Annotated in this window: 24 protein-coding genes and 1 tRNA gene; 14 read left to right on the top strand and 11 right to left on the bottom strand. The window is 63.1% G+C overall.

Annotated elements, in window-relative coordinates; all coding sequences use genetic code 11:
• Window positions 1-294 precede the first annotated feature (294 nt).
• Together CXY72_RS03530 and CXY72_RS03535 are read left to right on the top strand one after the other, a co-directional pair.
• Entirely contained in the window at window positions 295-597 is a 303-nt protein-coding gene (locus CXY72_RS03530) for a MerR family transcriptional regulator (RefSeq protein ID WP_104126375.1), read from the top strand.
• Between the two features lie 186 nt (window positions 598-783).
• Window positions 784-1,353, top strand: a complete 570-nt coding sequence (locus CXY72_RS03535) for a hypothetical protein (protein ID WP_104126328.1) — start codon at window positions 784-786, stop codon at window positions 1,351-1,353.
• On the opposite strand, the gene CXY72_RS03540 is transcribed toward CXY72_RS03535, so the two are convergent.
• Both CXY72_RS03540 and CXY72_RS03545 read right to left on the bottom strand, forming a co-directional pair.
• Window positions 1,350-1,763: a DUF1294 domain-containing protein gene (locus CXY72_RS03540; RefSeq protein ID WP_104126329.1), complete on the bottom strand. Its 414-nt coding sequence runs from the start codon at window positions 1,761-1,763 to the stop codon at window positions 1,350-1,352. The two genes, CXY72_RS03535 and CXY72_RS03540, sit on opposite strands and share 4 nt — an antisense overlap.
• Before the next feature lie 149 nt (window positions 1,764-1,912).
• Window positions 1,913-2,632: a flavodoxin family protein gene (locus CXY72_RS03545; RefSeq protein ID WP_134547044.1), complete on the bottom strand. Its 720-nt coding sequence runs from the start codon at window positions 2,630-2,632 to the stop codon at window positions 1,913-1,915.
• Between the two features lie 150 nt (window positions 2,633-2,782).
• Here CXY72_RS03545 and CXY72_RS03550 point away from each other — a divergent pair.
• Both CXY72_RS03550 and CXY72_RS03555 read left to right on the top strand, forming a co-directional pair.
• A tRNA-Arg gene (locus CXY72_RS03550) sits at window positions 2,783-2,855 on the top strand.
• A gap of 73 nt (window positions 2,856-2,928) precedes the next feature.
• Window positions 2,929-4,392: a cryptochrome/photolyase family protein gene (locus CXY72_RS03555; RefSeq protein WP_158252455.1), complete on the top strand. Its 1,464-nt coding sequence runs from the start codon at window positions 2,929-2,931 to the stop codon at window positions 4,390-4,392.
• 3 nt (window positions 4,393-4,395) lie between these two features.
• Here the strand turns inward: CXY72_RS03555 and CXY72_RS03560 are convergent, their stop codons facing one another.
• From CXY72_RS03560 to upp, 4 genes are all read right to left on the bottom strand, one after another.
• Window positions 4,396-5,094: an SDR family oxidoreductase gene (locus tag CXY72_RS03560; protein WP_104126332.1), complete on the bottom strand. Its 699-nt coding sequence runs from the start codon at window positions 5,092-5,094 to the stop codon at window positions 4,396-4,398.
• Window positions 5,095-5,346: 252 nt separating this feature from the next.
• Window positions 5,347-5,808, bottom strand: a complete 462-nt coding sequence (locus CXY72_RS03565; RefSeq protein ID WP_370446200.1) for a MarR family winged helix-turn-helix transcriptional regulator — start codon at window positions 5,806-5,808, stop codon at window positions 5,347-5,349.
• A 329-nt stretch (window positions 5,809-6,137) separates the two neighbouring features.
• Window positions 6,138-6,842 carry a winged helix-turn-helix domain-containing protein gene (locus CXY72_RS03570; RefSeq protein ID WP_104126334.1) on the bottom strand — a complete coding sequence of 235 codons (705 nt, stop codon included), beginning with the start codon at window positions 6,840-6,842 and terminating at the stop codon, window positions 6,138-6,140.
• A 523-nt stretch (window positions 6,843-7,365) separates the two neighbouring features.
• Window positions 7,366-7,998 carry a uracil phosphoribosyltransferase gene (gene upp, locus CXY72_RS03575; RefSeq protein ID WP_104126335.1) on the bottom strand — a complete coding sequence of 211 codons (633 nt, stop codon included), beginning with the start codon at window positions 7,996-7,998 and terminating at the stop codon, window positions 7,366-7,368.
• A gap of 45 nt (window positions 7,999-8,043) precedes the next feature.
• Here upp and tadA point away from each other — a divergent pair, with 45 nt between their 5' ends.
• Entirely contained in the window at window positions 8,044-8,520 is a 477-nt protein-coding gene (gene tadA / locus CXY72_RS03580) for a tRNA adenosine(34) deaminase TadA (protein WP_104126336.1), read from the top strand.
• 3 nt (window positions 8,521-8,523) lie between these two features.
• Here the strand turns inward: tadA and CXY72_RS03585 are convergent, their stop codons facing one another.
• Window positions 8,524-9,486, bottom strand: a complete 963-nt coding sequence (locus CXY72_RS03585) for a cation diffusion facilitator family transporter (protein ID WP_104126337.1) — start codon at window positions 9,484-9,486, stop codon at window positions 8,524-8,526.
• Window positions 9,487-9,580: 94 nt separating this feature from the next.
• Here CXY72_RS03585 and proC point away from each other — a divergent pair, with 94 nt between their 5' ends.
• A complete protein-coding gene (proC, locus tag CXY72_RS03590) occupies window positions 9,581-10,429 on the top strand; it encodes a pyrroline-5-carboxylate reductase (RefSeq protein WP_104126338.1) in 849 nt (282 codons plus the stop codon).
• A 6-nt stretch (window positions 10,430-10,435) separates the two neighbouring features.
• Here proC and CXY72_RS03595 read toward each other — a convergent pair whose 3' ends face one another.
• From CXY72_RS03595 to CXY72_RS03605, 3 genes are all read right to left on the bottom strand, one after another.
• Window positions 10,436-11,800, bottom strand: coding sequence for a cobalamin biosynthesis protein CobQ (locus tag CXY72_RS03595; protein WP_104126339.1), 1,365 nt, complete (start codon window positions 11,798-11,800; stop codon window positions 10,436-10,438).
• A 113-nt stretch (window positions 11,801-11,913) separates the two neighbouring features.
• Window positions 11,914-12,585 (bottom strand): TrkA family potassium uptake protein, encoded by a 672-nt coding sequence (locus CXY72_RS03600; RefSeq protein WP_104126340.1) that lies wholly within the window; start codon window positions 12,583-12,585, stop codon window positions 11,914-11,916.
• Window positions 12,578-13,960, bottom strand: a complete 1,383-nt coding sequence (locus CXY72_RS03605) for a TrkH family potassium uptake protein (protein WP_104126341.1) — start codon at window positions 13,958-13,960, stop codon at window positions 12,578-12,580. Before CXY72_RS03605 ends, CXY72_RS03600 begins: the two co-directional genes overlap by 8 nt.
• 153 nt (window positions 13,961-14,113) lie before the next feature.
• Here CXY72_RS03605 and CXY72_RS03610 point away from each other — a divergent pair, with 153 nt between their 5' ends.
• The 4 genes from CXY72_RS03610 to CXY72_RS03625 all read left to right on the top strand — a co-directional run bounded on the left by CXY72_RS03610 (window position 14,114) and on the right by CXY72_RS03625 (window position 15,485).
• On the top strand, window positions 14,114-14,581 hold the full coding sequence (locus CXY72_RS03610; RefSeq protein ID WP_104126342.1) for a helix-turn-helix transcriptional regulator: 468 nt from the start codon (window positions 14,114-14,116) through the stop codon (window positions 14,579-14,581).
• Between the two features lie 109 nt (window positions 14,582-14,690).
• Window positions 14,691-14,789, top strand: coding sequence for a 30S ribosomal protein bS22 (locus tag CXY72_RS03615; RefSeq protein ID WP_003792170.1), 99 nt, complete (start codon window positions 14,691-14,693; stop codon window positions 14,787-14,789).
• 130 nt (window positions 14,790-14,919) lie between these two features.
• On the top strand, window positions 14,920-15,189 hold the full coding sequence (locus CXY72_RS03620) for a glutaredoxin family protein (RefSeq protein WP_104126343.1): 270 nt from the start codon (window positions 14,920-14,922) through the stop codon (window positions 15,187-15,189).
• Window positions 15,186-15,485 (top strand): Dabb family protein, encoded by a 300-nt coding sequence (locus CXY72_RS03625; RefSeq protein WP_104126344.1) that lies wholly within the window; start codon window positions 15,186-15,188, stop codon window positions 15,483-15,485. Before CXY72_RS03620 ends, CXY72_RS03625 begins: the two co-directional genes overlap by 4 nt.
• A gap of 153 nt (window positions 15,486-15,638) precedes the next feature.
• Here CXY72_RS03625 and aspS read toward each other — a convergent pair whose 3' ends face one another.
• Complete coding sequence (gene aspS, locus CXY72_RS03630) at window positions 15,639-16,952, bottom strand: aspartate--tRNA(Asn) ligase (protein ID WP_104126345.1); 1,314 nt, start codon at window positions 16,950-16,952, stop codon at window positions 15,639-15,641.
• A 92-nt stretch (window positions 16,953-17,044) separates the two neighbouring features.
• Here aspS and CXY72_RS03635 point away from each other — a divergent pair, with 92 nt between their 5' ends.
• The 4 genes from CXY72_RS03635 to CXY72_RS03650 are packed head-to-tail and all read left to right on the top strand — an operon-like array spanning window position 17,045 to window position 20,730.
• A complete protein-coding gene (locus CXY72_RS03635) occupies window positions 17,045-17,689 on the top strand; it encodes a histidine phosphatase family protein (protein ID WP_104126346.1) in 645 nt (214 codons plus the stop codon).
• Window positions 17,686-18,312 (top strand): TlpA disulfide reductase family protein, encoded by a 627-nt coding sequence (locus CXY72_RS03640; RefSeq protein WP_104126347.1) that lies wholly within the window; start codon window positions 17,686-17,688, stop codon window positions 18,310-18,312. The genes CXY72_RS03635 and CXY72_RS03640 overlap by 4 nt, the downstream gene beginning before the upstream one ends.
• The gene (locus CXY72_RS03645) at window positions 18,309-19,070 is read left to right on the top strand and encodes a cytochrome c biogenesis CcdA family protein (protein ID WP_104126348.1); all 762 of its coding nucleotides are present in this window, start codon (window positions 18,309-18,311) and stop codon (window positions 19,068-19,070) included. Before CXY72_RS03640 ends, CXY72_RS03645 begins: the two co-directional genes overlap by 4 nt.
• Complete coding sequence (locus CXY72_RS03650) at window positions 19,054-20,730, top strand: cytochrome c biogenesis protein ResB (protein ID WP_104126349.1); 1,677 nt, start codon at window positions 19,054-19,056, stop codon at window positions 20,728-20,730. Before CXY72_RS03645 ends, CXY72_RS03650 begins: the two co-directional genes overlap by 17 nt.
• The last annotated feature ends 4 nt before the right edge of the window (window positions 20,731-20,734 follow it).

Raw genomic sequence — 20,734 nt, forward strand, 5'->3', positions numbered from 1 at the left:
AGAGCGGTGAGAACGGAGGGTTCCGCTCGGTAACGGTTGGGCGCGGTGGATTTGTGAACAATGGCCATGAGGCCTCCAGAAGCTGGGCCGGCCGTGCGGCCGAAATGGATAGGGAAGAGTTGGGTGGGCGCCGCGGTGCGCACCTCCACCGGTCATCGAGGACAATGGTGGGAGAGTGGGCTCACAGAGGAATGTCAGCCGACTCCTGCAACACTACCCTAACGTTAGGGTTGATTGTGACTGAGAGAAAGAAGGTTCCCGGTGATACCAGGCGCGACCGGGTCCGTGGTCACGATGCACATCGGCGAACTCGCCGAGAAGACCGGGCTGTCGCTACGCACGATTCGCCACTATGACGAGGTTGGCCTGCTGAAAGCATCCGCTCGCACCGACGGTGGTTTTCGGCTGTACTCGCCCGACGACTTCACGCGGCTGATGCTCATTCGCCGCATGAAACCCCTCGGCTTCACCCTCGACGAGATGACGGCCCTGCTCGCGGTCATCGACCTGCGGCAAGGCGGTGGAGCGGATGCCGACAACGTCGAGTCCAGGCACCAGCTGGATGCCTTCATCACCGACACCGTTACGCGACGCTAGAGACTCCAAGACCAGCTCGGCATGGCCGATGAGTTCCTTGCACTGCTGCGCGCGCAATAGCACGCGCCGTAGTAAACGCATTCACCGATAAAATGGAGTTCACCTGCACGAGGAAGTGGTGGCGCAATCATTTGGAACCGGTCCCGGCGTCGTGCTGACGCTCACGCGCACGTCAGTGAACCCGATGTGAACGCTGAGCTGCCCGACCTCGAGCGCACGGTCGATGAAGGCCTGCTCATCGCGTTGTCAGCCGTGCGGATGGCCGTGAAAAACGACATCATCGTCGGAGCGCTGCGGGAGCACTTCGACTACGACTTTGCGCGATACGCCGACAATGCTCGCAGCGAACTGCATCGGCTGGCTCGGCAGAACGAAGAGTATGCCCGACGGGTGAGCCGAATGGGGCGAGATCTCGCAGCGATGAAGTGGCGGTCGAGTTTTACCGACGACCAGCGCCACGATCTCAAACAGTTCGCCCTCAGGGTTCGCGTGCACGAGCGGTTGACGCTCGCCCTCGACGCCGTGGCCGCCGACACTAACCAGGTGGCCCGGATAGTGGCGAGCTCACAACGATCAGCGAGCGAAGAGGTCAGCTCGGCGGTGTCGTCCAAACTCATCGAATTGGCCGTCGACCCGCGTGCGCCCGACTATGCCGCACACCGGAGCGAACGTCTGGAAGCCTTCGTTCTGATCAACCTCGCTATTTTGCAGGCCAAGCACGACGCGGCGACCAGCCCTGAATTCAATGAGTATTAGAGAGCGCTGAAGCCGGTGATCGCCTGCGCGATCAGCCGGTCACATGCCGGAGTGCTCAGCAGGGCGAAGAGAACGACGTTGACGATGACCGTAGCCCAGAATGCGTTTCGAAAGCTCTTCTTCTGGGTTTTGTGGCGCAGCAGCTGCTGCGCCACAATCGCGCCCGGCCAGCCGCCGATGACGCCCCAGAACAGCAGGGTGCGTTCCGATATCCGCCACCCGCCACATGTCGCCCGCCGCTTGTCGATCGCGTAGAGCGAGAAACAGGTGAGGCCCGTGACCAGGTAGAGCCCGACCACCCAGAGCGGCCTGGGCCAGTACACGGCGCCGACGAGGTAAACCAGGACGAACATGGCGATCGCGAGGTAGCTGCCCCTGCCCGCTGCACGGCGGGAGCGAACGAAGGCCATACACCCATGCTAAAGGTTACGGGGCCCCCACCAGTGCCGCGCACCACCGGTGAGAAGCACGTCAGGGCGTTTGGCGTGTGTATGAATGGAACGACGAGCAATCTGTTCAGAGTGTCTGGTGTACCGCGGGTTCCCTGATCTGCTGATAGCTACCGATATTCCGGGTTCGGTTCGAACCCAAAGCGTTCGCCGCGGTCCCAGTCCTGGCGAAGATTGCCAAAGGCTGGAATGCCACCGTTCTTTTTCAGGATCGAGGCGAGATGCATGAGGTTCCAGCTCATGAAGGTCACGTTGCGGTTGGTGAATTCATTCTGAGGTCCACCGGATCCTTCGTCGAGGTAGCTCGGGCCGGGGCCGATCTCGCCGATCCAGCCGGCATCGGCAGCGGGCGGAATGGAGTAACCGATGTGCTGCAGGCTGTACAGCAGGTTCGCCGCGCAGTGTTTCACGCCGTCTTCGTTGCCGGTGATGATGGCGCCGCCAACCTTGCCGTAGAAAACATACTGGCCCTCGTCGTTGAATTCGCCAGAGTGGGCATAGAGCCGTTCCACGATGCGTTTGGTCACCGAGCCGTTGTCGCCGAGCCAGATGGGCCCGGCTAGCACCAGAATATCGGCGGCCTGCACCGTGGAAAACAGTGACGGCCAGTCATCCTTTTTCCAGCCGTGTTCGGTCATGTCGGGGTAAACGCCGGTGGCGATGTCATGGTCGACGGCCCGAACCAGGTCTACGTGCACACCCTGCTCCCGCATGATGCGGGCACTGAGATCGACGATGCCCTGGCTGTTGCTGACCTCGGGGCTGCGTTTGAGGGTGCAATTAATGAAGACGGCGCGCAGACCGGAGTAGTCAAAGGATTCACGTTGCATCTGGTCAGTAAAGCACCGGCTGAACAACGAGAAAAGGGGTTGATTTCTGCTGGACCGAACGCGCTGCGCCCCGGATCGGCACGGAGCGCTCCCGATAGCTGGTATAGTTTTCAAGTTGTCTCCGGGCGTAACAGCTCGGAAGATTGACATGCGCTCGTAGCTCAACGGATAGAGCATCTGACTACGGATCAGAAGGTTGGGGGTTCGAATCCCTTCGGGCGCACATCTGGGCCCCGTTCGACATGTGTCGGGCGGGGTTTTTTGTGTCTTTTAGCGGCGGGGATAGAATCGGCAGCATGTCCCTGCCGCGCTTTCTGTTTGCCGACCAGCTCGGCCCGCACTTCGACGACGGTGGGTCGATTGTGCTGGTCGAGGCGACGGCCGTGCTGGGGCGACGCACGTACCACCGAGCCAAAGCCCACCTCATACTCAGCGCACTCCGCCACCGCGCGCGGGAGCTGGGCGATCGCGTCGAATTTCTGCGAGCGGAGCACTACCGCGACGTGCTTGCTGGTCGTGACCTCGAGGTCATCAACCCCACCTCGTGGGGTGCACGCGCGTTGGTCGCCGAGCTGGGGGCATCCGTTCTGCCGAGTCGAGGCTTCGTGACGAGCGAGCAGGACTTCGCAGGCTGGGCCGACGGCCGGCCCGCATCCCGGCTCGTGATGGAAAAGTTCTACCAACACGTGCGTACAACCACCGGCATACTCATGCGTGGCCCTGAGCCCGAGGGTGGACGCTTCAACTTCGATCACGACAATCGACAGCCGCCCCCGAAGCGTGCGGCCAATCTCGGCCTGCCCGACCCGTGGGCTCCCGTCGAAGACGATATCGACGAGGAGGTGCGCCGAGACCTTGACCGCCTTGTCGCCGAGGGCCGAGTGCACCTGATCGGAGCAGATAGCCCGCGCCGGTTTGCGGCTACCCGCAAGGAAGCGCTCGCGGCGTTGGATGATTTCATCGAAACGCGGCTGTCGGACTTCGGGCCCTACGAGGATGCCTCGCTGATCGGGGATAGCACGATGGCCCACTCGCGGTTGAGCGTCCCGCTCAACCTGGGCCTCCTGCATCCGCAGGAAGTGATCGACGCGGTCGTCACGGCGTATCACTCCGACCAGGTTCCGCTGCCGAGCACCGAGGCCGTGGTGCGCCAGATCATGGGCTGGCGGGACTGGGTCTGGCACCTGTACTGGCACCTCGGCGAGAACTACGTCGCGGAGAGCAACTTTCTTGGAGCGCACGAGCCGCTTCCGCCGGCGTTTCTGGAATTGGATGGTGGCGCCGTCGAAGCGCGGTGCTTGAGCCACGTGCTCGATGAGGTTTCCCGCACCGGGTATGCGCATCATATTCAGCGCCTCATGATTCTGGGCAACTGGTCGTTGCAGCGAGGCTACGAACCCTCAGCATTGTCGGATTGGTTTATCAATGCCTTCGTCGACGGAACACCGTGGGTCATGCCGGCCAATGTTGTCGGCATGTCGCAGCACGCCGACGGCGGCATTGTCGCGACGAAGCCCTACGCCGCCGGTGGCGCGTACATCTCGAAGATGACCGATTTCTGCGGGGGCTGTCGGTTCAATCCGAAAATTCGGCTGGGGCCGGAGGCTTGCCCGTTCACGGCCGGATATTGGGCATTCCTGGATCGAGTGGAGCCGCGCATTCGCGGTAATCACCGCATGGCCCAGCCGCTCGCCGGTCTGCGGCGTCTTGTGGACCGCGACGAGGTGGTGGCTCAGGAACGCACGCGCACGAACTGGTAGGGCCTATCCGGCGAAGGCGGTGCTCGGCAGGTCACGCTCGCCCGAGATGATCGCATCGACGATGCGTCGGGCGACATCCGCTGGCCGGTAACCGGCAGGCAGCGGCGGCGCTGAACCCTGGATTGGCCTGGTGGCCAGCCCCGTCTCGGTGTGGCCGGGTCGTGCATCAAGAAAGCGGATGCCGTCCCGCCGCATTTCCCGGCCCGCCGCTTGCGCGAATGCCGCGAGGGCTGCCTTCGAGGCCGAGTACGCCGCCATGTTCGCGGTCGGGCGCTCGCTCACAATTCCACTGAGCGTGACAAAGAACGGATCACGATGCCCGCCGGACGATTCAGTCAGAGCGGGGAACGCTGCTCGGAGCAGGCGCATCGGTGCCGTCGCGTTCACCGCCATCAGGGTATCGATGGTTTCGTCAGCGACATCCGCCATGGGGCCGAACGCGACGACTCCGGCGGCGTTGATGATTCCGTCGAGGCGGCCATGAGCGGCGAGGGCGGCGGACACGAGCTGTGCGGCCGTGTCCGAATCGCTCAGGTCGCCAGCGACCGTCGCCCCAACGTTGCCGAGTTCGGCGAGGCGCTCTGCGCTACGCCCGTGCAGCGTGAGCAAGGCGCCTTCTTGGCTCAGAAGCTGAACAATTTCGCGGCCCAAGCCACCGGTAGCGCCGACGACGAGAACGGATGAACCGGAGAGGGAAGTCATGGCTACAGAGTAGACGAGATGCTGAGTGCTTGCGCAGGATTAGGGTTTCGACCCCCGAGCTGGGGTACCATCGTGCAGCGTGAGCATTCCTCAGGTGATCTGCGTTCGGTTTATTCGCGGAGATCGGTATGTGCTTGCGTCCAAGTTTCTCACCGGGCAATGTTCGGGCGCCCGGTGAGGAAGGCATTCCTGCGAGGGATTGCCTCGGTGGGACGAGGGGTAGGGCCCTCGTTCCATCGCCCTGTTTCCCGACTAACCTTGGCGCGCCGCATCGTCGACTGGGCAATCGATGCGCAACTTGTCGCAGAGCATCGTCAACTGTTGCAGTTCGCTTTCATTGAGCGTCTCGCCGATGCGCTGGGTAATAGAGTCCATGTGGTCAACGGCGACCCGCCGAAATAGCGCGAGGCCCGACTCTGTTAGTTCGATGATGGCGCCGCGCCCGTCGGTTGGGTCGGAGTGCTTGAGCAGGTATCCACGAGAAACCAGTCGGTCGACGAGGCGGCTTACGCTTGGTTGGGTGAGCAGCACGTGCTGGTTGAGTTCACGCAAGCGGATGCACCGGTCCGGCTGCCGAGACAGGTTGAACATCACGTCGTACTCGTTGAGCGAAATGTCTTTTGAAGGGAAATCCGCCGCCAGGCTACGCATAATGGCGACCTGAGCCCGAAAAAGGGACTCCCATGCACCCACCGCAATCATTCGATCCACCACCTGCGGCTCCTCGTTTCGTTCACCACGCCGTTCTTCAAGAATAGAGACTCGGCACGGTCGGCGGGCACTGCCGACAACGGTGACGACGGTGACGGCGGCGTGAGTTCGATCGGAGATTGTCAGGTGCCTGGCATGAAACTAGCAGGGGATTCACTCGATGAGAGGTGGCGCCCGTTACCTATTCGTTATATGTTTTAAGCGCGTCAACCGTTTGCTGTGGCGGACGACGTGAAATGTGATTGCAGGACACTCTTGGTGCAAGGGAAGAGGGTCAGTCGTAGCCTCTGCGACTGGCCCTCAGTCCTGCTAGCAGGCGCCGTGCGGGGCGTCTAGAACAGGTCGGGACTCGGTGTGGTCGACTGGCGAATGGCAACGTCCGCATGGCGGTCGAAGCGGTAGCCCACACCACGCACTGTACGCACGATGTCTTCGTAGCGGCCGAGCTTGGAGCGCAGGCGGCGTACGTGCACGTCAATGGTGCGCTCGTTCGGGATATCGTCCTCGTCAGCGGAGTTCCACAGTGAGGCAATGATCTCGGCACGATCGACCGTGCGGCCCTCGCGCAGTACAAGGTACTGCAACAACTCGAACTCTTTGTAGGTCAGTGCCGCGGTCTCGTTGTCCAGAATGACGCGCTTCCGGGAGATGTCGACGACCACGCCGCTGCGGGCACGGTCCTGTTCCTGCGGCTCGGCTCGGTGCTGGGCCAGGGCAGCGGGGTCCTGGAGGGCCAGGCGCACGACGTCGACGTCCCGTCCGCCAGCGCCCTCGGGAGCCAGAGCAACGGCGGCGTACGTCTCGGCGGACGGAGCGATGTCGGCGGCGAGGGCCTTCAGCGCCTCAACGATGCGGTTCAAGCTCGTGCCGGCTGCGGCCGCTTTGGCCTCATCGATACCGACGTAGAGCACGAAGCCGCGAGCCTCGGTACCGGTCGGCACTGCGCGAATACGTGGGGCGGCGACGGTCGGCGCCAGCGTCAGGTCGGGGCGGTTGAAAGGTGTGGGGCGATTGGCGTGGATGTGTGCGAGAGACATGAGGGGTCCTTGACTGTTCGATCGAAGGGAGCCCGACGAAGCGCGAAACGCGATCTCCGTCTGTAAAAGCTCCAGTTGGCCCGTGGGGCCGGAGGGCGAGTGCCGTACAAAGCACTCGAGGCGTCGGCCTGACGATTCAGAATTCAGTCAGGCGAAGGACGCGGAGGGAAGTCTCGGCTAGCGGCACATTCGGCAACAGCGCATGGCGGGGATGCCGGCCATCATCATGGCGGCAGTCCCGGGGGCCTCGAGGGAGGTCAGGGGGCGTGCGCTTGTTGTCATAACTGCGAGTAAAGCGGATTGTGACGCCGTGTGTCAATTCAACGTCGCGGTAAGTCTCCGCATGACGCGCACCACGTTCGCGAGGCCGCGTCCATTTAGGCGATTCGTTGCACCATCACATCATTGTGAAATTTTCCCAGACGAAATGTCAAGAAATCGAAGATTATTGATGTAAACCCGGCCTGGCGTGTCGCTGGTCGCAGGACCTGCATACGTCGGCCGGGTTTCATCGATCAGGTCGTCAGACCACGCCGTAGAGGCGGTCGCCGGCGTCGCCGAGACCGGGCACGATGTAACCCTGTTCGTCAAGTTTCTCGTCCACGGCGCCCAGTACGATCGTGACTTCGCGGCCCGCCAGGGCTTGCTCCACGGCGTCGAGGCCTTCCGGTGCGGCCAGAATGCAGATCGCGGTCACGTCGACAGCGCCACGGTCGAACAGAAAATTGATAGCGGCGATGAGTGACCCGCCGGTGGCGAGCATCGGGTCGAGCACAAAACATTGCCGATCCGAGAGGTCATCGGGCAGCCGCTCGGCGTAGGTTGTGGGCTGCAGTGTTTCTTCGTTGCGGGCCATGCCGAGAAAACCGACCTCGGCGGTGGGCAGTAACTTGACCATGCCCTCGAGCATCCCGAGTCCGGCGCGCAGAATCGGCACGACCAGCGGCTTGGGGTCGCTGATGCGCACGCCCTGAGCCGCCGACACGGGGGTTTGCACGGTGACCGCCTCTACGCGCACGCCGCGCGTGCCCTCATAGGCGAGTAGCGTCATGAGTTCTTCCACGAGCGATCTGAACACCGGTGAGGGTGTGTCTTTATCGCGAAGCACGGTGAGCTTGTGCGTGATGAGCGGGTGGTCGGCAACATGGACTCGCATAGGCTCAATTCTACTAGAGGCAATCCCCCCGGTTTGAGGTGACAGATGAGCGCACGAGATCAGCACGCCGAGTGGATGCTGCTCGCCCTGACCGAGGCGCGCTCCGCCCTGGTCTCGGATGACGTTCCTGTCGGGGCCATCGTCGTCGACGCCGCGGGCACAGTGATCGGCCGGGGCCGCAACGAACGGGAACGGCATCAGGACCCGACCCTGCACGCCGAAGTCGTTGCCATACGGCAGGCGGCCGAGCACAGCGGCGACTGGCACCTGACCGACTGCACCCTCATCGTTACGCTCGAACCCTGCGTCATGTGCGCTGGTGCGATCCTCGCCGCACGGGTGCCCACGGTCGTGTTCGGCGCCTGGGATGCAAAGGCGGGCGCGGTCGGATCGGTTTACGACGTGCTGCGCGACCGTCGACTCAACCATCGCGTTGAAGTCTTCGCCGGCGTCAACGACGCGGAATGCGGCAAGATCCTCCGCGAGTTTTTCGACGATCCCGCCCGGCGGGCGGCCTGGTGAGGCCTACTCCAGTCCCTTGATCACAAAAGTGTCGGTTGGCGGATTGGCCAGGTTTGGATCGAAGAAGATATCCGGCTCGAGATAGATCGTGCGTGCGAGCGGTACCGCAGCGCGAATACGAGTTTCGACGGCGTTGATGTCGGCGGCGATGTCGGCAAACCGGTGCTCGCCGTCGAAGGCGATCTTGGCGCCGACCAGAATCTCATCCGGGCCGAGGTAGAGGGTCTTGAGGTGGATAATGCGCTTGGTCTGTGGGCCATTCAGAATGGCGGCCTCGATTGCGTCGAGGTCTTTCCTGCTGGCGCCCTCGCCCACGAGCAGGCTTTTGGTTTCAATGCCGAGGATAATCGCGACCAAAACGAGCAGTGCGCCAATGGCGAGCGTACCGACGGCATCCCAGAGCGGCTCATCCGTGATGATGGTCAGGCCGACGCCCACGAAGGCGAAGGTAAGGCCGGTGAGGGCCGCGACGTCTTCGAGCAGCACGACGGGCAGCTCGGGCGCCTTGGCGTGGCGAATGAACTGCGCCCAGGTCTCATTTCCTCGCACATGGTTCGACTCTTTGATCGCGGTGCGCAGCGAGAAGCCTTCCAGCACCATCGCGATGGCGAGGACCAGAATCGGCACCCAGGCATTCTCCAGCGGATGCGGGTGCTGCAGCTTGTCGAAGCCTTCATAGAGTGAGAACACCCCGCCGATCGAGAACAGAATGATCGACACTACGAACGCGTAGACGTAGCGTTCGCGCCCATAGCCAAACGGATGCTCCAGGTCGGCCCGCTTCTTTGCCTTGCGACCGCCCAGTAGCAGGAGGAGCTGGTTGCCGGCATCCGCTACCGAGTGCACGCCCTCGGCGAGCATCGAAGACGACCCCGATAGGCCCCACGCCACGAACTTGGTGACGGCGATGCCCAGATTGGCCGCGAATGCTGCCACGATTGCCTTATTTCCGCCGGATGCGCTCATGAAATCATCCTAGAACTGCACGTCGCCCCGGTGCAGGCTGCGCCCGGGGCGACAGTTTTGGGCACCCCGAGTGCGGAAAAAGTAGACTATTCGAATGACTTCTCCCTCGAATGTGACTCTGCCCACGATCGCTTTCCTCGGCGCGGGATCCATGGCCCGCGCCATTCTGGCCGGCCTGCAGAAGCCCGGCGTGACCGTTGAGGGTGGCATTCGGGTCACCAACCGCACCGCAGAAAAGGCCGCTGAACTCGCCGACACCGAAGGCGTCACCGCTTACGCGACCGAGATCGACGCCGCAGCCAACCTCAAGGCCATCGACGGCGCCCAGATCGTTATCGTCGCGGTCAAGCCGTACATGGTCGCCGACCTGCTGGCCGAAATCGGCGACTCCCTGGCTCCCGGCACGCTCGTGCTCAGCGTCGCGGCCGGCGTGACCATCGAGACCTTCGAAGCGCTCCTGCCGAGCGCCGTGCATGTCATCCGCACCATGCCCAACACCCCCGCCATCGTCGGCATGGCCGTCACCGGCATCAGTGCCGGCACCCGATCCAGTGACGCTGACCTTGAACTCACCCGAGCCCTGTTCGCAACCGTCGGCGACGTGCTGGTCGTGCCCGAGAGCAAGCTCGACGCCCTCAGCACCATCTCCGGCTCCGGCCCGGCCTACGTGTTCTACCTCATCGAACAGCTCACCGAAACGGCCATCAGCAAGGGCTTCACCCCCGAAGAGGCCGCGGTCATGGTCAATGGCACCTTCCTCGGCACGAGCGCGCTGCTCGCTGTGTCCGACAAGTCACCGAGCGAGTTGCGACGCCAGGTGACCAGCCCGGCCGGTACGACCGAGCGAGCCGTCCAGGAGCTCGAAAAGGGCGGCCTGAAAGAACTCTTCGACACCGCAACGGATGCCGCCCTCTCTCGCGCGACAGAACTCGCAGCCTCGTAGGGAGGCCTACAGCCCTTCGGCGATGGCCGCCGTCGCCTCCACCCAAGCCGCGCGGGTGCGCGGTGCCAGTGCGTCGATTTTGAGCGGTCCGCCACCGACCAGCGAGGCATCGTAGGGAACGTCGACGACCGTGCGGGTGAGCTGCCGAAAGTGGTCGTGCAGGCGCTTCGACAACTGCTCATCGGCGGTTTTTGACGGCGATGCGAGCACGGTGACCGCCTCGGCGACTTTGTCGGCATGACCCTTCTGCCGCAGGCCGTCGATCAGCGAGGCCGCACCGTAGCCGGTATCTTCGCGAATGGTCGACACGATCACGAGCTGGTCGGCGGTATCGACCGCGGCTTCCCAGTTGCTGGCGCGCATATTGTTGCCAGTGTCGATGACAAGCACCCGGTAGAAGCGACTCAGGGTCGTGTGAAGTTTGCGAAAAGCGTCGTCGTCGATGCTCGCGGCGCCCGCCGGATCGAGGTCGGAGGCGAGGGCGTCGAACTGGGCATCACCCTGCGATCGCACGTAGTTGTCGAGGTCACCCACCCGGGAGCGGGCATCGCCGAACCGGTCGAGGTCGCGCAGCAGGTCGACCGCCGTGTTGGTGTGCCGGGCGGCCTGGGCCCGCACGCCTAGCGTGCCCATGGTCTCGTTGTTGTCCCAGGCCAAGGTGTAGCCGCCGCGGTAGATGCCGAACGTGGCCGCGATGAGCAGCGTCGCCGTCGTCTTGTGCGCTCCTCCTTTAGGGTTGAGTACCACGATCGTGCGCGGGCCGTTCAGGCTGCGCTGCACGGCCGCGATGGCGGTGCGGTGCCGTTGTTCGGCGGGACTCGGCGTGGGCGAGACGAACCCGCCGCTGAGACGGCGCAGGGCGCCCTGCCAGCCCAGCGCGGCCGGTCCGGCGGGGGCCGGTGGCCGCGAACTGAGAAAATCGGCCAGATTCGGCACAGCGGACGCGGTATCCGCTGCCGGTGTCACCAGAGATTCGAACAGGGCGGTAGGCGGCGCCGTAACGGTTGGTTGCATCAGCGTGGCAAACGGTATCGGCCCCTCGTGGGGGATCACGACTGGAACGGGCGCGGTGCTCGCCGGTTTTGGTCGGTCGGCCACGACAACCGGCCCGGCCGATTCGACCCGCCCGTTGGGGTGCACAGTCAACGGCCAATCGCCCTGCTCGTCGCTGACCTGCAAGAGAACCGATTGCCCGCGACGGCGAGCGGTCTCGACCACGAGGCCGATGATTTCCTCGCGAACGCCGGCCTCATCGGCACTGGTGACGCGGTGCGAGGACCCGTCAATGGTCACCTCGCCCGTCGTGTCAGTCTGAACCGTGGCGACGATGTCGGCCGGGGTGTTGGCGAGAGCGGGTACGTTGGGTGACATAGAAGAGCCTTTCCATCCACGCACACGAGCCGGCGTGCAGGCTCAGGTGAGCCGCGGCGAGAAGTGTCCGTACTAGCAGAATAGCCGGTCGACTCCCCCGAATAGGGGGAGAACTATGAACCGAGAGCGGCAAACCGTTCAATATCAGCCTCAGCGCCCGACACGATGATGAGGTCATGGTTGGACACCACGGTCTCCGGGGTCGCATAGGTGAACGGCTTTCCCGGACTCTTGACGCCGACGACGGTCACGTTGTAGTTGCGACGCACGCCGGAATCGACGAGCGCGAGGCCACGAATGGGCTTCGGCGGGTACATCTTCACGAGGGCGAAATCATCGTCGAATTCGATGAAGTCGAGCATGCGACCAGACACCAGGTGGGCGACGCGCTCGCCGGCTTCGGCCTCGGGGTAGATGACGTGGTTGGCACCGATGCGTTCGAGAATCTTGCCGTGTGACTTGGAGATAGCCTTGGCCCAGATCTGTTGAATCTTCAGGTCCACCAGATTGGCGACGATCAGCACGCTGGCTTCCACCGAGGACCCGACCGCGCAGACGGCGATCGAGAAGTCCTGGGCGCCGATTTGTTGCAGGGCCTCGAGCGAACGGCCATCCGCTTGTACGGCATGCGTGACCCGTTCTGACCACTTCGACACGAGCGCCTCGCTCGTGTCGACGACGAGCACTTCGCGGCCTAGTCGATCGAGCTGGCCGGCGGTGGCCGCGCCAAACCGTCCGAGCCCGACGATGAGCACGGGGGCGTCGTGTTTAATGCGATCAACCAACGATGGGTCTCTCTTCCGGGCGTTTGAACAGTTGCCTGCTGTGGCTTGCGGCCAGAGCCGCCGCGAGAGTCACTGTACCAACCCGGCCCATGAACATCGTTGCCGCCATGACGTAGACGCCCTCCGGCGGCAGATTGGCGGTAAGCCCGGTCGACAGGCCGCAGGTAGCGAAAGCGCTGATCACGTCGAAGAGGACGACGTCCAAGGGTTGTTTCGAGATGTGCAGAATGAGGATACTCGCCACCGCGACGGTGGTCGCGCCCCACAGCACGACGCTGACCGACAGGCGCAGGATATCGCTTGGAATACGGCGGCCGAACGCCTCCATTTCCTGCTTGCCGCGTGCTTCGGCAAAGGCGGCCAGAAAGAGGATGGCCAGGGTCGTGACCTTGATGCCGCCAGCGGTCGACGCCGACCCTCCGCCAATGAACATGAGCATGTCGGTCAGGAGCAAGCTGGACCCGTTCAGGTCGCTCACCTCAATGGTCGCGAAGCCGCCCGAGCGCGTCATCACCGACATGAACAACGATTGAAAAATGGTGTCGCCGGCATTGAGTGACCCGAAAGTCTTGGGATTATCGAACTCGAGAATGATGTAAAAGATCATTCCGAGGATCATCAGGGCGATTGTCGTGACGAGTGTCAGCTTGACGTGTACGGACCAGCGGCGCGGCTTGCGCCAGCCGCGCGCGAACGCGTAGATCACCGGAAACCCGAGGCTACCCAGAAAAACACCGATCATGAGCGCGCCGAGAAACCAATAGTCATCGGCGAACGGGCTGAGGCCGCCGGGGTTCGGGTTGAAACCGGTATTGGTGAAGGCCATGGCAGCGTAGTAGAAGCTGTGCCAGATCGCTTCGCCGAGGGGCGCACCGGCTTGCAGCATGCGGGGAAAGAGCAGCGCTGCCACGCCGACCTCGATGACGAACGCGCTGATTGCCACGGTGAGCAGCAGGCTGCCGACCTCGCCGAGGCGCACGGTCTGGCCCTCATTGACCGGTCCGGCGTGAATGCGGGAGGGGTTGGAATCGCTCGCCGCCATCAGTTTTGCGCGCAGCCCGAGTCTGCGTGAGATGACCAGTCCCATCAGTGACGCGAGCGTCAATACGCCGATGCCGCCGATATTGACACCGACGAATACCAGAATATTACCGAACGCCGACCAGTGGGTGGCCATGTCGACCGTGGTCAATCCGGTCACGCAGATGACCGATACTGCCGTGAAGACGGCGTCGTGCAGTGGGGTGATCGTGCGATCCGCTGCGGCGATCGGTAGCGAGAACAACACGGTGAACACCATGATGAGCGCGGAAAACACCAGAATGGCGAACCGCGATGGTGACTTGTGGGCGAGCGAGTCCACTTCGTCGCGCATCCGCCTCACAATGGCGACCGGGCGCGGAAAGAACGGTTCAGTTCCAGTTCTCAACGACACCTGGAACCCCCGATAAGCCTGCGACTATTGCCAGGTTGAAACTGTACTACCCGGCGTTGGTTATTACCCAGTAGTAATGACTACCCTGAGGTTATGGCAGACATCTTCACCGTGGTGGCGGACTCGGCGCGACGAGACATCTTGCGCATCCTCTTGGAGCGCGCAGTTCCCTCCGGTGAAATTCGCGGTGCGTCCCGGGACCTGCGTGGCGAACTGAGCGTGTCCGACATCGTCGGGCACCTCGGGCTGAGTCAGCCCACCGTCTCTAAGCACCTCAAAGTGTTGCGCGAGGCCGGTTTGGTCACCGTTCGCGAAGAGGGGCAGCACCGCTTCTACCATCTGGAGTACTCGCCGCTCGAAGAGATTGAGGATTGGTTGATTCCCTTCCTGAGTGTCGACTTCGACCAGGCCGTCAAGGACGTGGATCTGGAGGCCGATGCCGGCCTGAAAGATGAACAGCGTGCCTTCGCCTCGGCTATTGGCAAGGCCTTTGCCGATGCCTCGCAAATGTCGCATGTCGTCAAAGATGCCACGGCGAAAAAGTGGCGCAGAAACGGCTGAACGAGGCCCGATCCGGCAGCTGAGTAGTCGGAGCTGGTTTTGTCCGGTAGAATGGTGTTTTCGTGTCAGTCGCGGGCCCCGCGACTAAACCAATACTTGTGAGGTCCGTGTGGGTTCTGTAATTAAGAAGCGACGCAAGCGTATGGCGAAGAAGAAGCACCGCAAGCTGCTTCGCAAGACCCGCCACCAGCGTCGCAATAAGAAGTAGATCGACTGCGTAGTTATCTAGCTGCTCGTTGAGCAAAGCGCTAGCCCTTCGGGACTGGCGCTTTTTGCTGTCTACCACTCGGGGTGTCGTGCCCGTGCGCCCCGGCACGAAGTCGCCGTAGGCTGGGACCATGCCCACCTCACACCTGACCCTGATCGGCAAGCCCGGTTGTCACCTCTGCGACGACGCACGTGATCTGGTCGGTAGTGTCGTGGCCAAGCTCGCTGACGACGTGTCGGCCCCAGAGATCACGTTCGAGGAACGTTCCATTCTCGATGACGCCGAGCTGCACGAGCGCTACCTGGAGGACATCCCGGTGCTCCTCATCAACGGCAAAGTGCACAATTATTGGCGCATCGATCCCGTGCGTCTGCGAACCGCCCTACTGGAGGTCTCATGACCATTCGTCACATCGTTTGCTGGAAGCTCAACGCGCTGACCCCGCGCAAGAAGGCTGAGGATGCCGCGGGCATCGTGGCCGGCCTCGAGGCCCTCGTAGGTGTCGTTCCCGAGATTCGAGGCTTGACGGTCGGGCTGGATGTTGCCGGCAACGAAAACTGGGACGTCGCCCTCATCGCCGACTTCGACGATATCGAGGCCCTCGACCGCTATCAGAGGCACCCGGAGCACAAGAAGGTCGGCGCATTCATCCGCACCGTCGTCGCCGATCGCTTGGCCGTCGACCTCCAGGTCTAGCCCGGCGCCAGCGGTACGTCCCGGGCGCCAGCGCCAGCGGGCGTAGCGCATGCCGGTCAGTTCGCGATTCGCCGCGCCAAACGGATGCTGCTGCCGGCGTGTCGCAAATTATGCCGGCTTTACGTACCCTGCGGCCCGAACGAGAAGCCGAAGCTACGGCTCCAGACGGGTCGGGCCGCGGAACAGGTAGGTGACCTCGCGAATCGACGCCTGGTGCAGCATGAGCATCAAGACCCGGGCCAGGCCCATGCCGAAACCGCCGTGCGAAGGAACCCCGTAGCGGAAGAAGTCGAGGTAGCCCTCGATTTCCTTCGGGTCGAGGCCCTTCTCGATGGCCTGAGCTTCGAGCACGTCGATGCGGTGCTCACGCTGGGCGCCGGTGGAGATCTCGGTGCCGTTGAAGATGAGGTCATAGCTCTTGGTGATCGACGCGTCGCCGTCGTGACGCATGTGATAAAACGGGCGGATGCTCGAGGCGTAGTCGGTGAGGAACACGAACTCGTGCCCATATTTCTCGGCCACGTAGGCGGCGATCTGGCGTTCGCCCTCCGGGTCCATGTCGTCGTCATCGCGGGGAACCTCGTAGCCGCGGCTCTTGACGATCTCCTTGGCCTCGGCCAGGGGAATACGTGGGAACGGAGTGCTCGGAACGGTCACTTCAACGTCGAACAGGGCCTTGACCTCGTCTCCGTGCTTTTTCTGTACGGCGGTGAACCCGGCGACCATGAGGTCTTCGTGCAGCGTCATGACGTCGTCGTGGCTGTCGATCCAGCTGATCTCACTGTCAACGCTCGTGAACTCCGTAGCGTGCCGGCTCGTGAACGAAGGGTCGGCTCGGAATGCCGGGCCCACCTCGAAGATTTTGCCGAAGCCAGCGGACTGGGCCATCTGCTTGAAGAACTGCGGGCTCTGCGCCAGGTAGGCCTTGGTGTCGAAATAGCCCACCTCGAACAATTCGGCGCGCGACTCACTCGCACTCGCCATGAGCTTGGGGGTGTGCAGTTCGATGAAGTCGTGCTCGATCCAGTACGTGCGCAGCGCATGCTCGAACGTCGTCTGGATGCGGAAAATGAGGTTCTGCTTGGGGTTGCGCAGGTCGAGAAAGCGCCAGTCCATGCGCTTGTCGAGACTCGAGTCGGCCGCGATCGGCGTCTCCGGAATAGCGGCCGACACTACCGTCAGTGTGCTGAGCTTGATCTCGATACCGCCGAGCTTGACCCGTTCGTCATGCTTGAGCTGGCCCGTCACGGTGACGAAGGTGCCCTGGGCGAGGCCCGAAATGCTGGTGGCTGGCTCGTCGGCGACGACGACGCCATCGGCATCCGTCGTGCGAGGGTTGACCAGCTGCACGGCGCCGGATTCGTCGCGCAGAACGACGAATTGCACCTTTTTCTGGTCTCGAACGGTATCGACCCAGCCGGACACCGATACGGGGCCGTCGTCGAGAGCGGACAGGTTCTTGATCAATACGCGCGAAGTCACAATCCAAGTTTAGCCGGAGCCGCCCGAGCGGCCCGCTCACGGCGGTTTCTAGGCTGACCCCTCCGTAGAATAGTAAGGTGGTAGCCAGTCAAGTGCATCTCGTGCGTCACGGTGAGGTTTTCAACCCCGAACGCGTGCTCTACGGACGGTTGCCGCAGTACCGACTCTCCGAGCGGGGCGTGCTTATGGCTGCTGCTGCCGCGGAGGAATTAGTGGAACGTGGCCGCGCGGTCGTGCGCGTCGTCGCTTCGCCCCTGCAACGTGCGCAAGAATCAGCCGCGCCGATCGCCGCAGCCTTCGCGCTTTCGATCGACACCGATGAACGTATCATCGAACCGACGAATGCCTTCGAGGGCAAACGGATGCGTGGCCCCGACGGCGCGCTGCGCGACCTCCGCAACTGGCCGGCCCTGATCAACCCAATAAAGCCGAGTTGGGGAGAACCCTTCCGTTCAATCTCCGCCCGCATGCTCGCAGCGATCGACGACGCCTGGAACTCGGTCGATGAGGGTGACGTCGTGCTGGTCAGCCACCAGCTGCCGATCTGGATGGTGCATCGAGCCCTGGCTTATGAACGCCTCGCCCACGACCCGCGCAAACGCCGGTGCGACCTGTCGAGTATCACCACCCTGTGCTGGCACGGCGATCATTTCGCCGAAACCGCCTACGTCAGCCCGGCGCTGGCACTTCTTGACCCAAGCAACGATGTGGGTGCCGTATGAACCGCCAGCGTGTGAACCAACGCCGCCGCCTCGGCCCCCTGCTGGCCGGGCTGGCCGCCGGTGCCTTGTTGCTCTCGGGTTGCTCCGCTGACCCGCTCGCGGATCAGTACCGGGAAGGCTCGAACAAGGGTTTCATCGCCGGAGACGGAAGCGTCACCGAGATTGCCGTCGCCGATCGCGGTGACGCCATTGACTTCTCCGGCGTGACCGAGACGGGCGAGCCGGTCACGAGCGCCGACACGCTCGGTGAAGTTCTCGTGGTCAACTTTTGGTACGCGAGCTGTGCACCGTGCCGCGCCGAGGCATCCGACCTACAGGCCCTCAACGCGAAGTTTGAAAACAAGGGCGCGAGTTTTCTCGGTGTCAATGTGCGGGACCAGGCCCCAAACGCCATCGCGTTCAACGAGACCTACAGCGTGACCTACCCCTCGGTGCTCGACGTTGATACCGGCGCCATGCAACTCGCGTTCAGCGGCAGTATTCCGCCGAATGCGGTGCCGACCACCCTGGTGCTCGACGCCGAAGGGCGGATCGCGGCGCGCATTCTGGGCCAGGTCACCTCACCGTCCATTCTGGAGACCCTGATTCGGGACACGATCGCGGAGACTGGCACGACCGAGTGAACAATCCCTTTGGAGAGATCGTCTTCAGCGGCCAGCTACTCTTCGCTATCCCCATCGCACTCCTCGCCGGCCTCGTTTCGTTCGCCTCACCGTGTATCCTGCCGCTCGTTCCCGGTTACCTCGCCTACATCGGCGGCTTCGCGGACGGACGCACCGGCGCCTCCCAGCGTCATCGTCGCGGCCGCACCCGGCTCCTGGCCGGGGTTGGCCTGTTCGTGCTCGGCTTCACCGTGGTGTTCGTGCTCACCGGTGTGGTCTTCGGTGCCGCCGGATTTTGGCTCAACTCCTACCGCGACCTGATCACGCGCCTCGCTGGCGTGGTGGTCATCCTGCTGGGTTTGGTCTTCGTCGGCCAGTTCGGTGCCATGCAACGCACGATCAAGACCAACTGGCGTCCCAAAATGGGTCTCGCCGGCGCCCCCGTTCTCGGTGCGGTTTTCGCGGTGGGCTGGACGCCGTGCACCGGGCCCACGCTCACGGCCATCAACTCGCTCAGTCTCGGCACCGGGTCGCCTTGGCAGGGCGGGCTGCTCGCCCTTTTCTACTCTCTCGGCCTCGGAATTCCCTTCCTCCTGATTGCTCTCGGCCTCAACTGGGCCACCGGATCGGTCGCATTCCTCAAACGGCATATTCGTGCCATCAACCTGTTCGGCGGTGTTCTGCTCGTCGTCATCGGAGTACTCATGGTGAGTGGCATCTGGAACGCCTGGCTCCTCGATTTGCAAGGGGTGATTGGCAACTTTGTCCCGGCCATCTGACCACTACGATTCCCGCCGCGAGGCGCCGCAGACCGGTGTCGTGCAGCCCAAGCTCGGCCTGACCGGCTGGCTGCGTTGGTTCTGGCGTCAGCTCACGAGCATGCGAACGGCCCTCTTTCTGCTGCTCATGCTCGCGATCGCGTCCATTCCGGGCTCACTCGTGCCGCAACGAACGAGCGACCCGAACGGGGTCACCCAGTACTTCACCGACCACCCCGACCTGGCGCCGATTCTCGATAAAGTGCAGGCCTTCGACGTCTACACCTCGGCCTGGTTCTCGTCGATCTACCTGCTCCTGTTCATCTCGCTCATCGGCTGCGTCATTCCGCGCACCAAGCATCACTTCCAGGCCCTGCGCGCTAAACCGCCGACCACGCCGGCTCGCCTCGGACGCCTGTTTGGTTTCACCACACAAGACGCGCCGCCGCACTCGGATGCCCGCGCCGCCATCACGCACGCCCGCACCGTCCTGAAATCCAGCGGCTACCGCGTCGCGCGCTTTGATTCCGACACCGAGTCATCCGTTTCGGCCGAGCGTGGCTACCTGCGGGAGACCGGCAACCTTGTCTTTCACGCTGCGCTTGTGGGAATTCTCGTGACCGTTGGATTTGGCGGCGGCTACGGCTTCGCCGGCCAGCGCGTGCTGGTCGAAGGGCAGACCTTCGTGAACACGCTGCTCGCCTACGACTCCTTCAATCCGGGACGATTCTTCGACGACACCACTCTCGACCCCTACACGCTGAGCCTGGATGACTTCTCGGTCTCCTACGAACAACGGAACCTGCAGGCCTACGGCCAGCCGATCGACTTCACCGCCGACGTGACCGTCACGCCCAAGGGCGAGGCGGCTGAGCCCGGCGCCGTCAAGGTCAACGGACCGCTACGCACCAACGGCACGAGCATCTACCTGCTCGGCAACGGGTACGCACCGACCATTCAGGTGACGGCACCCGACGGTACCGTTGTCTTTTCAGACTCGGTGCCATTTCTGCCGCAGGACGCCAACCTCACCTCGCTCGGTATTGTGAAAGTGCCCGACGGACTGGCCGAGCAGCTCGGCATGATCGGCTTCTTCTATCCCACTCAGGACAAAGCGGCCTCCGGCGCGAACTTCTCCAGCTACCCCGACCTCGAATACCCGCTGCTCACTCTGAATGTCTATACCGGTGACCTCGGTCTCAATGCCGGAGTGCCGACATCCGTCTATTCGCTGGTCACCGATACCCTGACCCAGCAGACCGGCGGTAAGACCGGCGTTGCCTCGATCGAGCTGAAGCCGGGTGCATCGGCCGAGCTGCCGGGCGGCCTCGGCACCGTCAGCTTCATCGACAACAATCCGGCCGCCTCGGCGGCGGGCGATTTCACCCAGTCGGTTCCGCGTTTTGCGAGCTTTGACATTCATCACGACCCCACACAGATCTGGCTGATCTCCTTCTCCATGCTCGTACTGTTCGGCCTGTTCACCGGGCTGCTCGTGCCGCGTCGCCGTGTTTGGGTGAAAGCAACGACCCGAGCCGACGGAACCGTGCACCTCGAATACGCGGGCCTGGCCCGTGGTGACGACCCGGCCCTCGAGGCCGCCGTCAGCGCGGTGGCCGCGCGTCATCTCAAGCTGTTGAAGACCCACCAAACCGTCGTCGCCACCCCCGAATCGACTTAGGATT

The organism is Cryobacterium sp. Y57 (genome assembly GCF_002929505.1).
GTDB lineage: Bacteria > Actinomycetota > Actinomycetes > Actinomycetales > Microbacteriaceae > Cryobacterium.

What these genes read in the sequence shown, in the direction of transcription:
- CXY72_RS03530 (WP_104126375.1), top strand. Translation starts at nt 295, where the DNA reads ATGCACATCGGCGAACTCGCCGAGAAGACCGGGCTGTCGCTACGCACG.
- CXY72_RS03540 (WP_104126329.1), bottom strand. Translation starts at nt 1,763, where the DNA reads ATGGCCTTCGTTCGCTCCCGCCGTGCAGCGGGCAGGGGCAGCTACCTC.
- CXY72_RS03545 (WP_134547044.1), bottom strand. Translation starts at nt 2,632, where the DNA reads ATGCAACGTGAATCCTTTGACTACTCCGGTCTGCGCGCCGTCTTCATT.
- CXY72_RS03555 (WP_158252455.1), top strand. Translation starts at nt 2,929, where the DNA reads ATGTCCCTGCCGCGCTTTCTGTTTGCCGACCAGCTCGGCCCGCACTTC.
- CXY72_RS03560 (WP_104126332.1), bottom strand. Translation starts at nt 5,094, where the DNA reads ATGACTTCCCTCTCCGGTTCATCCGTTCTCGTCGTCGGCGCTACCGGT.
- CXY72_RS03570 (WP_104126334.1), bottom strand. Translation starts at nt 6,842, where the DNA reads ATGTCTCTCGCACACATCCACGCCAATCGCCCCACACCTTTCAACCGC.
- upp (WP_104126335.1), bottom strand. Translation starts at nt 7,998, where the DNA reads ATGCGAGTCCATGTTGCCGACCACCCGCTCATCACGCACAAGCTCACC.
- tadA (WP_104126336.1), top strand. Translation starts at nt 8,044, where the DNA reads ATGAGCGCACGAGATCAGCACGCCGAGTGGATGCTGCTCGCCCTGACC.
- CXY72_RS03585 (WP_104126337.1), bottom strand. Translation starts at nt 9,486, where the DNA reads ATGAGCGCATCCGGCGGAAATAAGGCAATCGTGGCAGCATTCGCGGCC.
- proC (WP_104126338.1), top strand. Translation starts at nt 9,581, where the DNA reads ATGACTTCTCCCTCGAATGTGACTCTGCCCACGATCGCTTTCCTCGGC.
- CXY72_RS03595 (WP_104126339.1), bottom strand. Translation starts at nt 11,800, where the DNA reads ATGTCACCCAACGTACCCGCTCTCGCCAACACCCCGGCCGACATCGTC.
- CXY72_RS03605 (WP_104126341.1), bottom strand. Translation starts at nt 13,960, where the DNA reads ATGCGCGACGAAGTGGACTCGCTCGCCCACAAGTCACCATCGCGGTTC.
- CXY72_RS03610 (WP_104126342.1), top strand. Translation starts at nt 14,114, where the DNA reads ATGGCAGACATCTTCACCGTGGTGGCGGACTCGGCGCGACGAGACATC.
- CXY72_RS03620 (WP_104126343.1), top strand. Translation starts at nt 14,920, where the DNA reads ATGCCCACCTCACACCTGACCCTGATCGGCAAGCCCGGTTGTCACCTC.
- CXY72_RS03625 (WP_104126344.1), top strand. Translation starts at nt 15,186, where the DNA reads ATGACCATTCGTCACATCGTTTGCTGGAAGCTCAACGCGCTGACCCCG.
- CXY72_RS03640 (WP_104126347.1), top strand. Translation starts at nt 17,686, where the DNA reads ATGAACCGCCAGCGTGTGAACCAACGCCGCCGCCTCGGCCCCCTGCTG.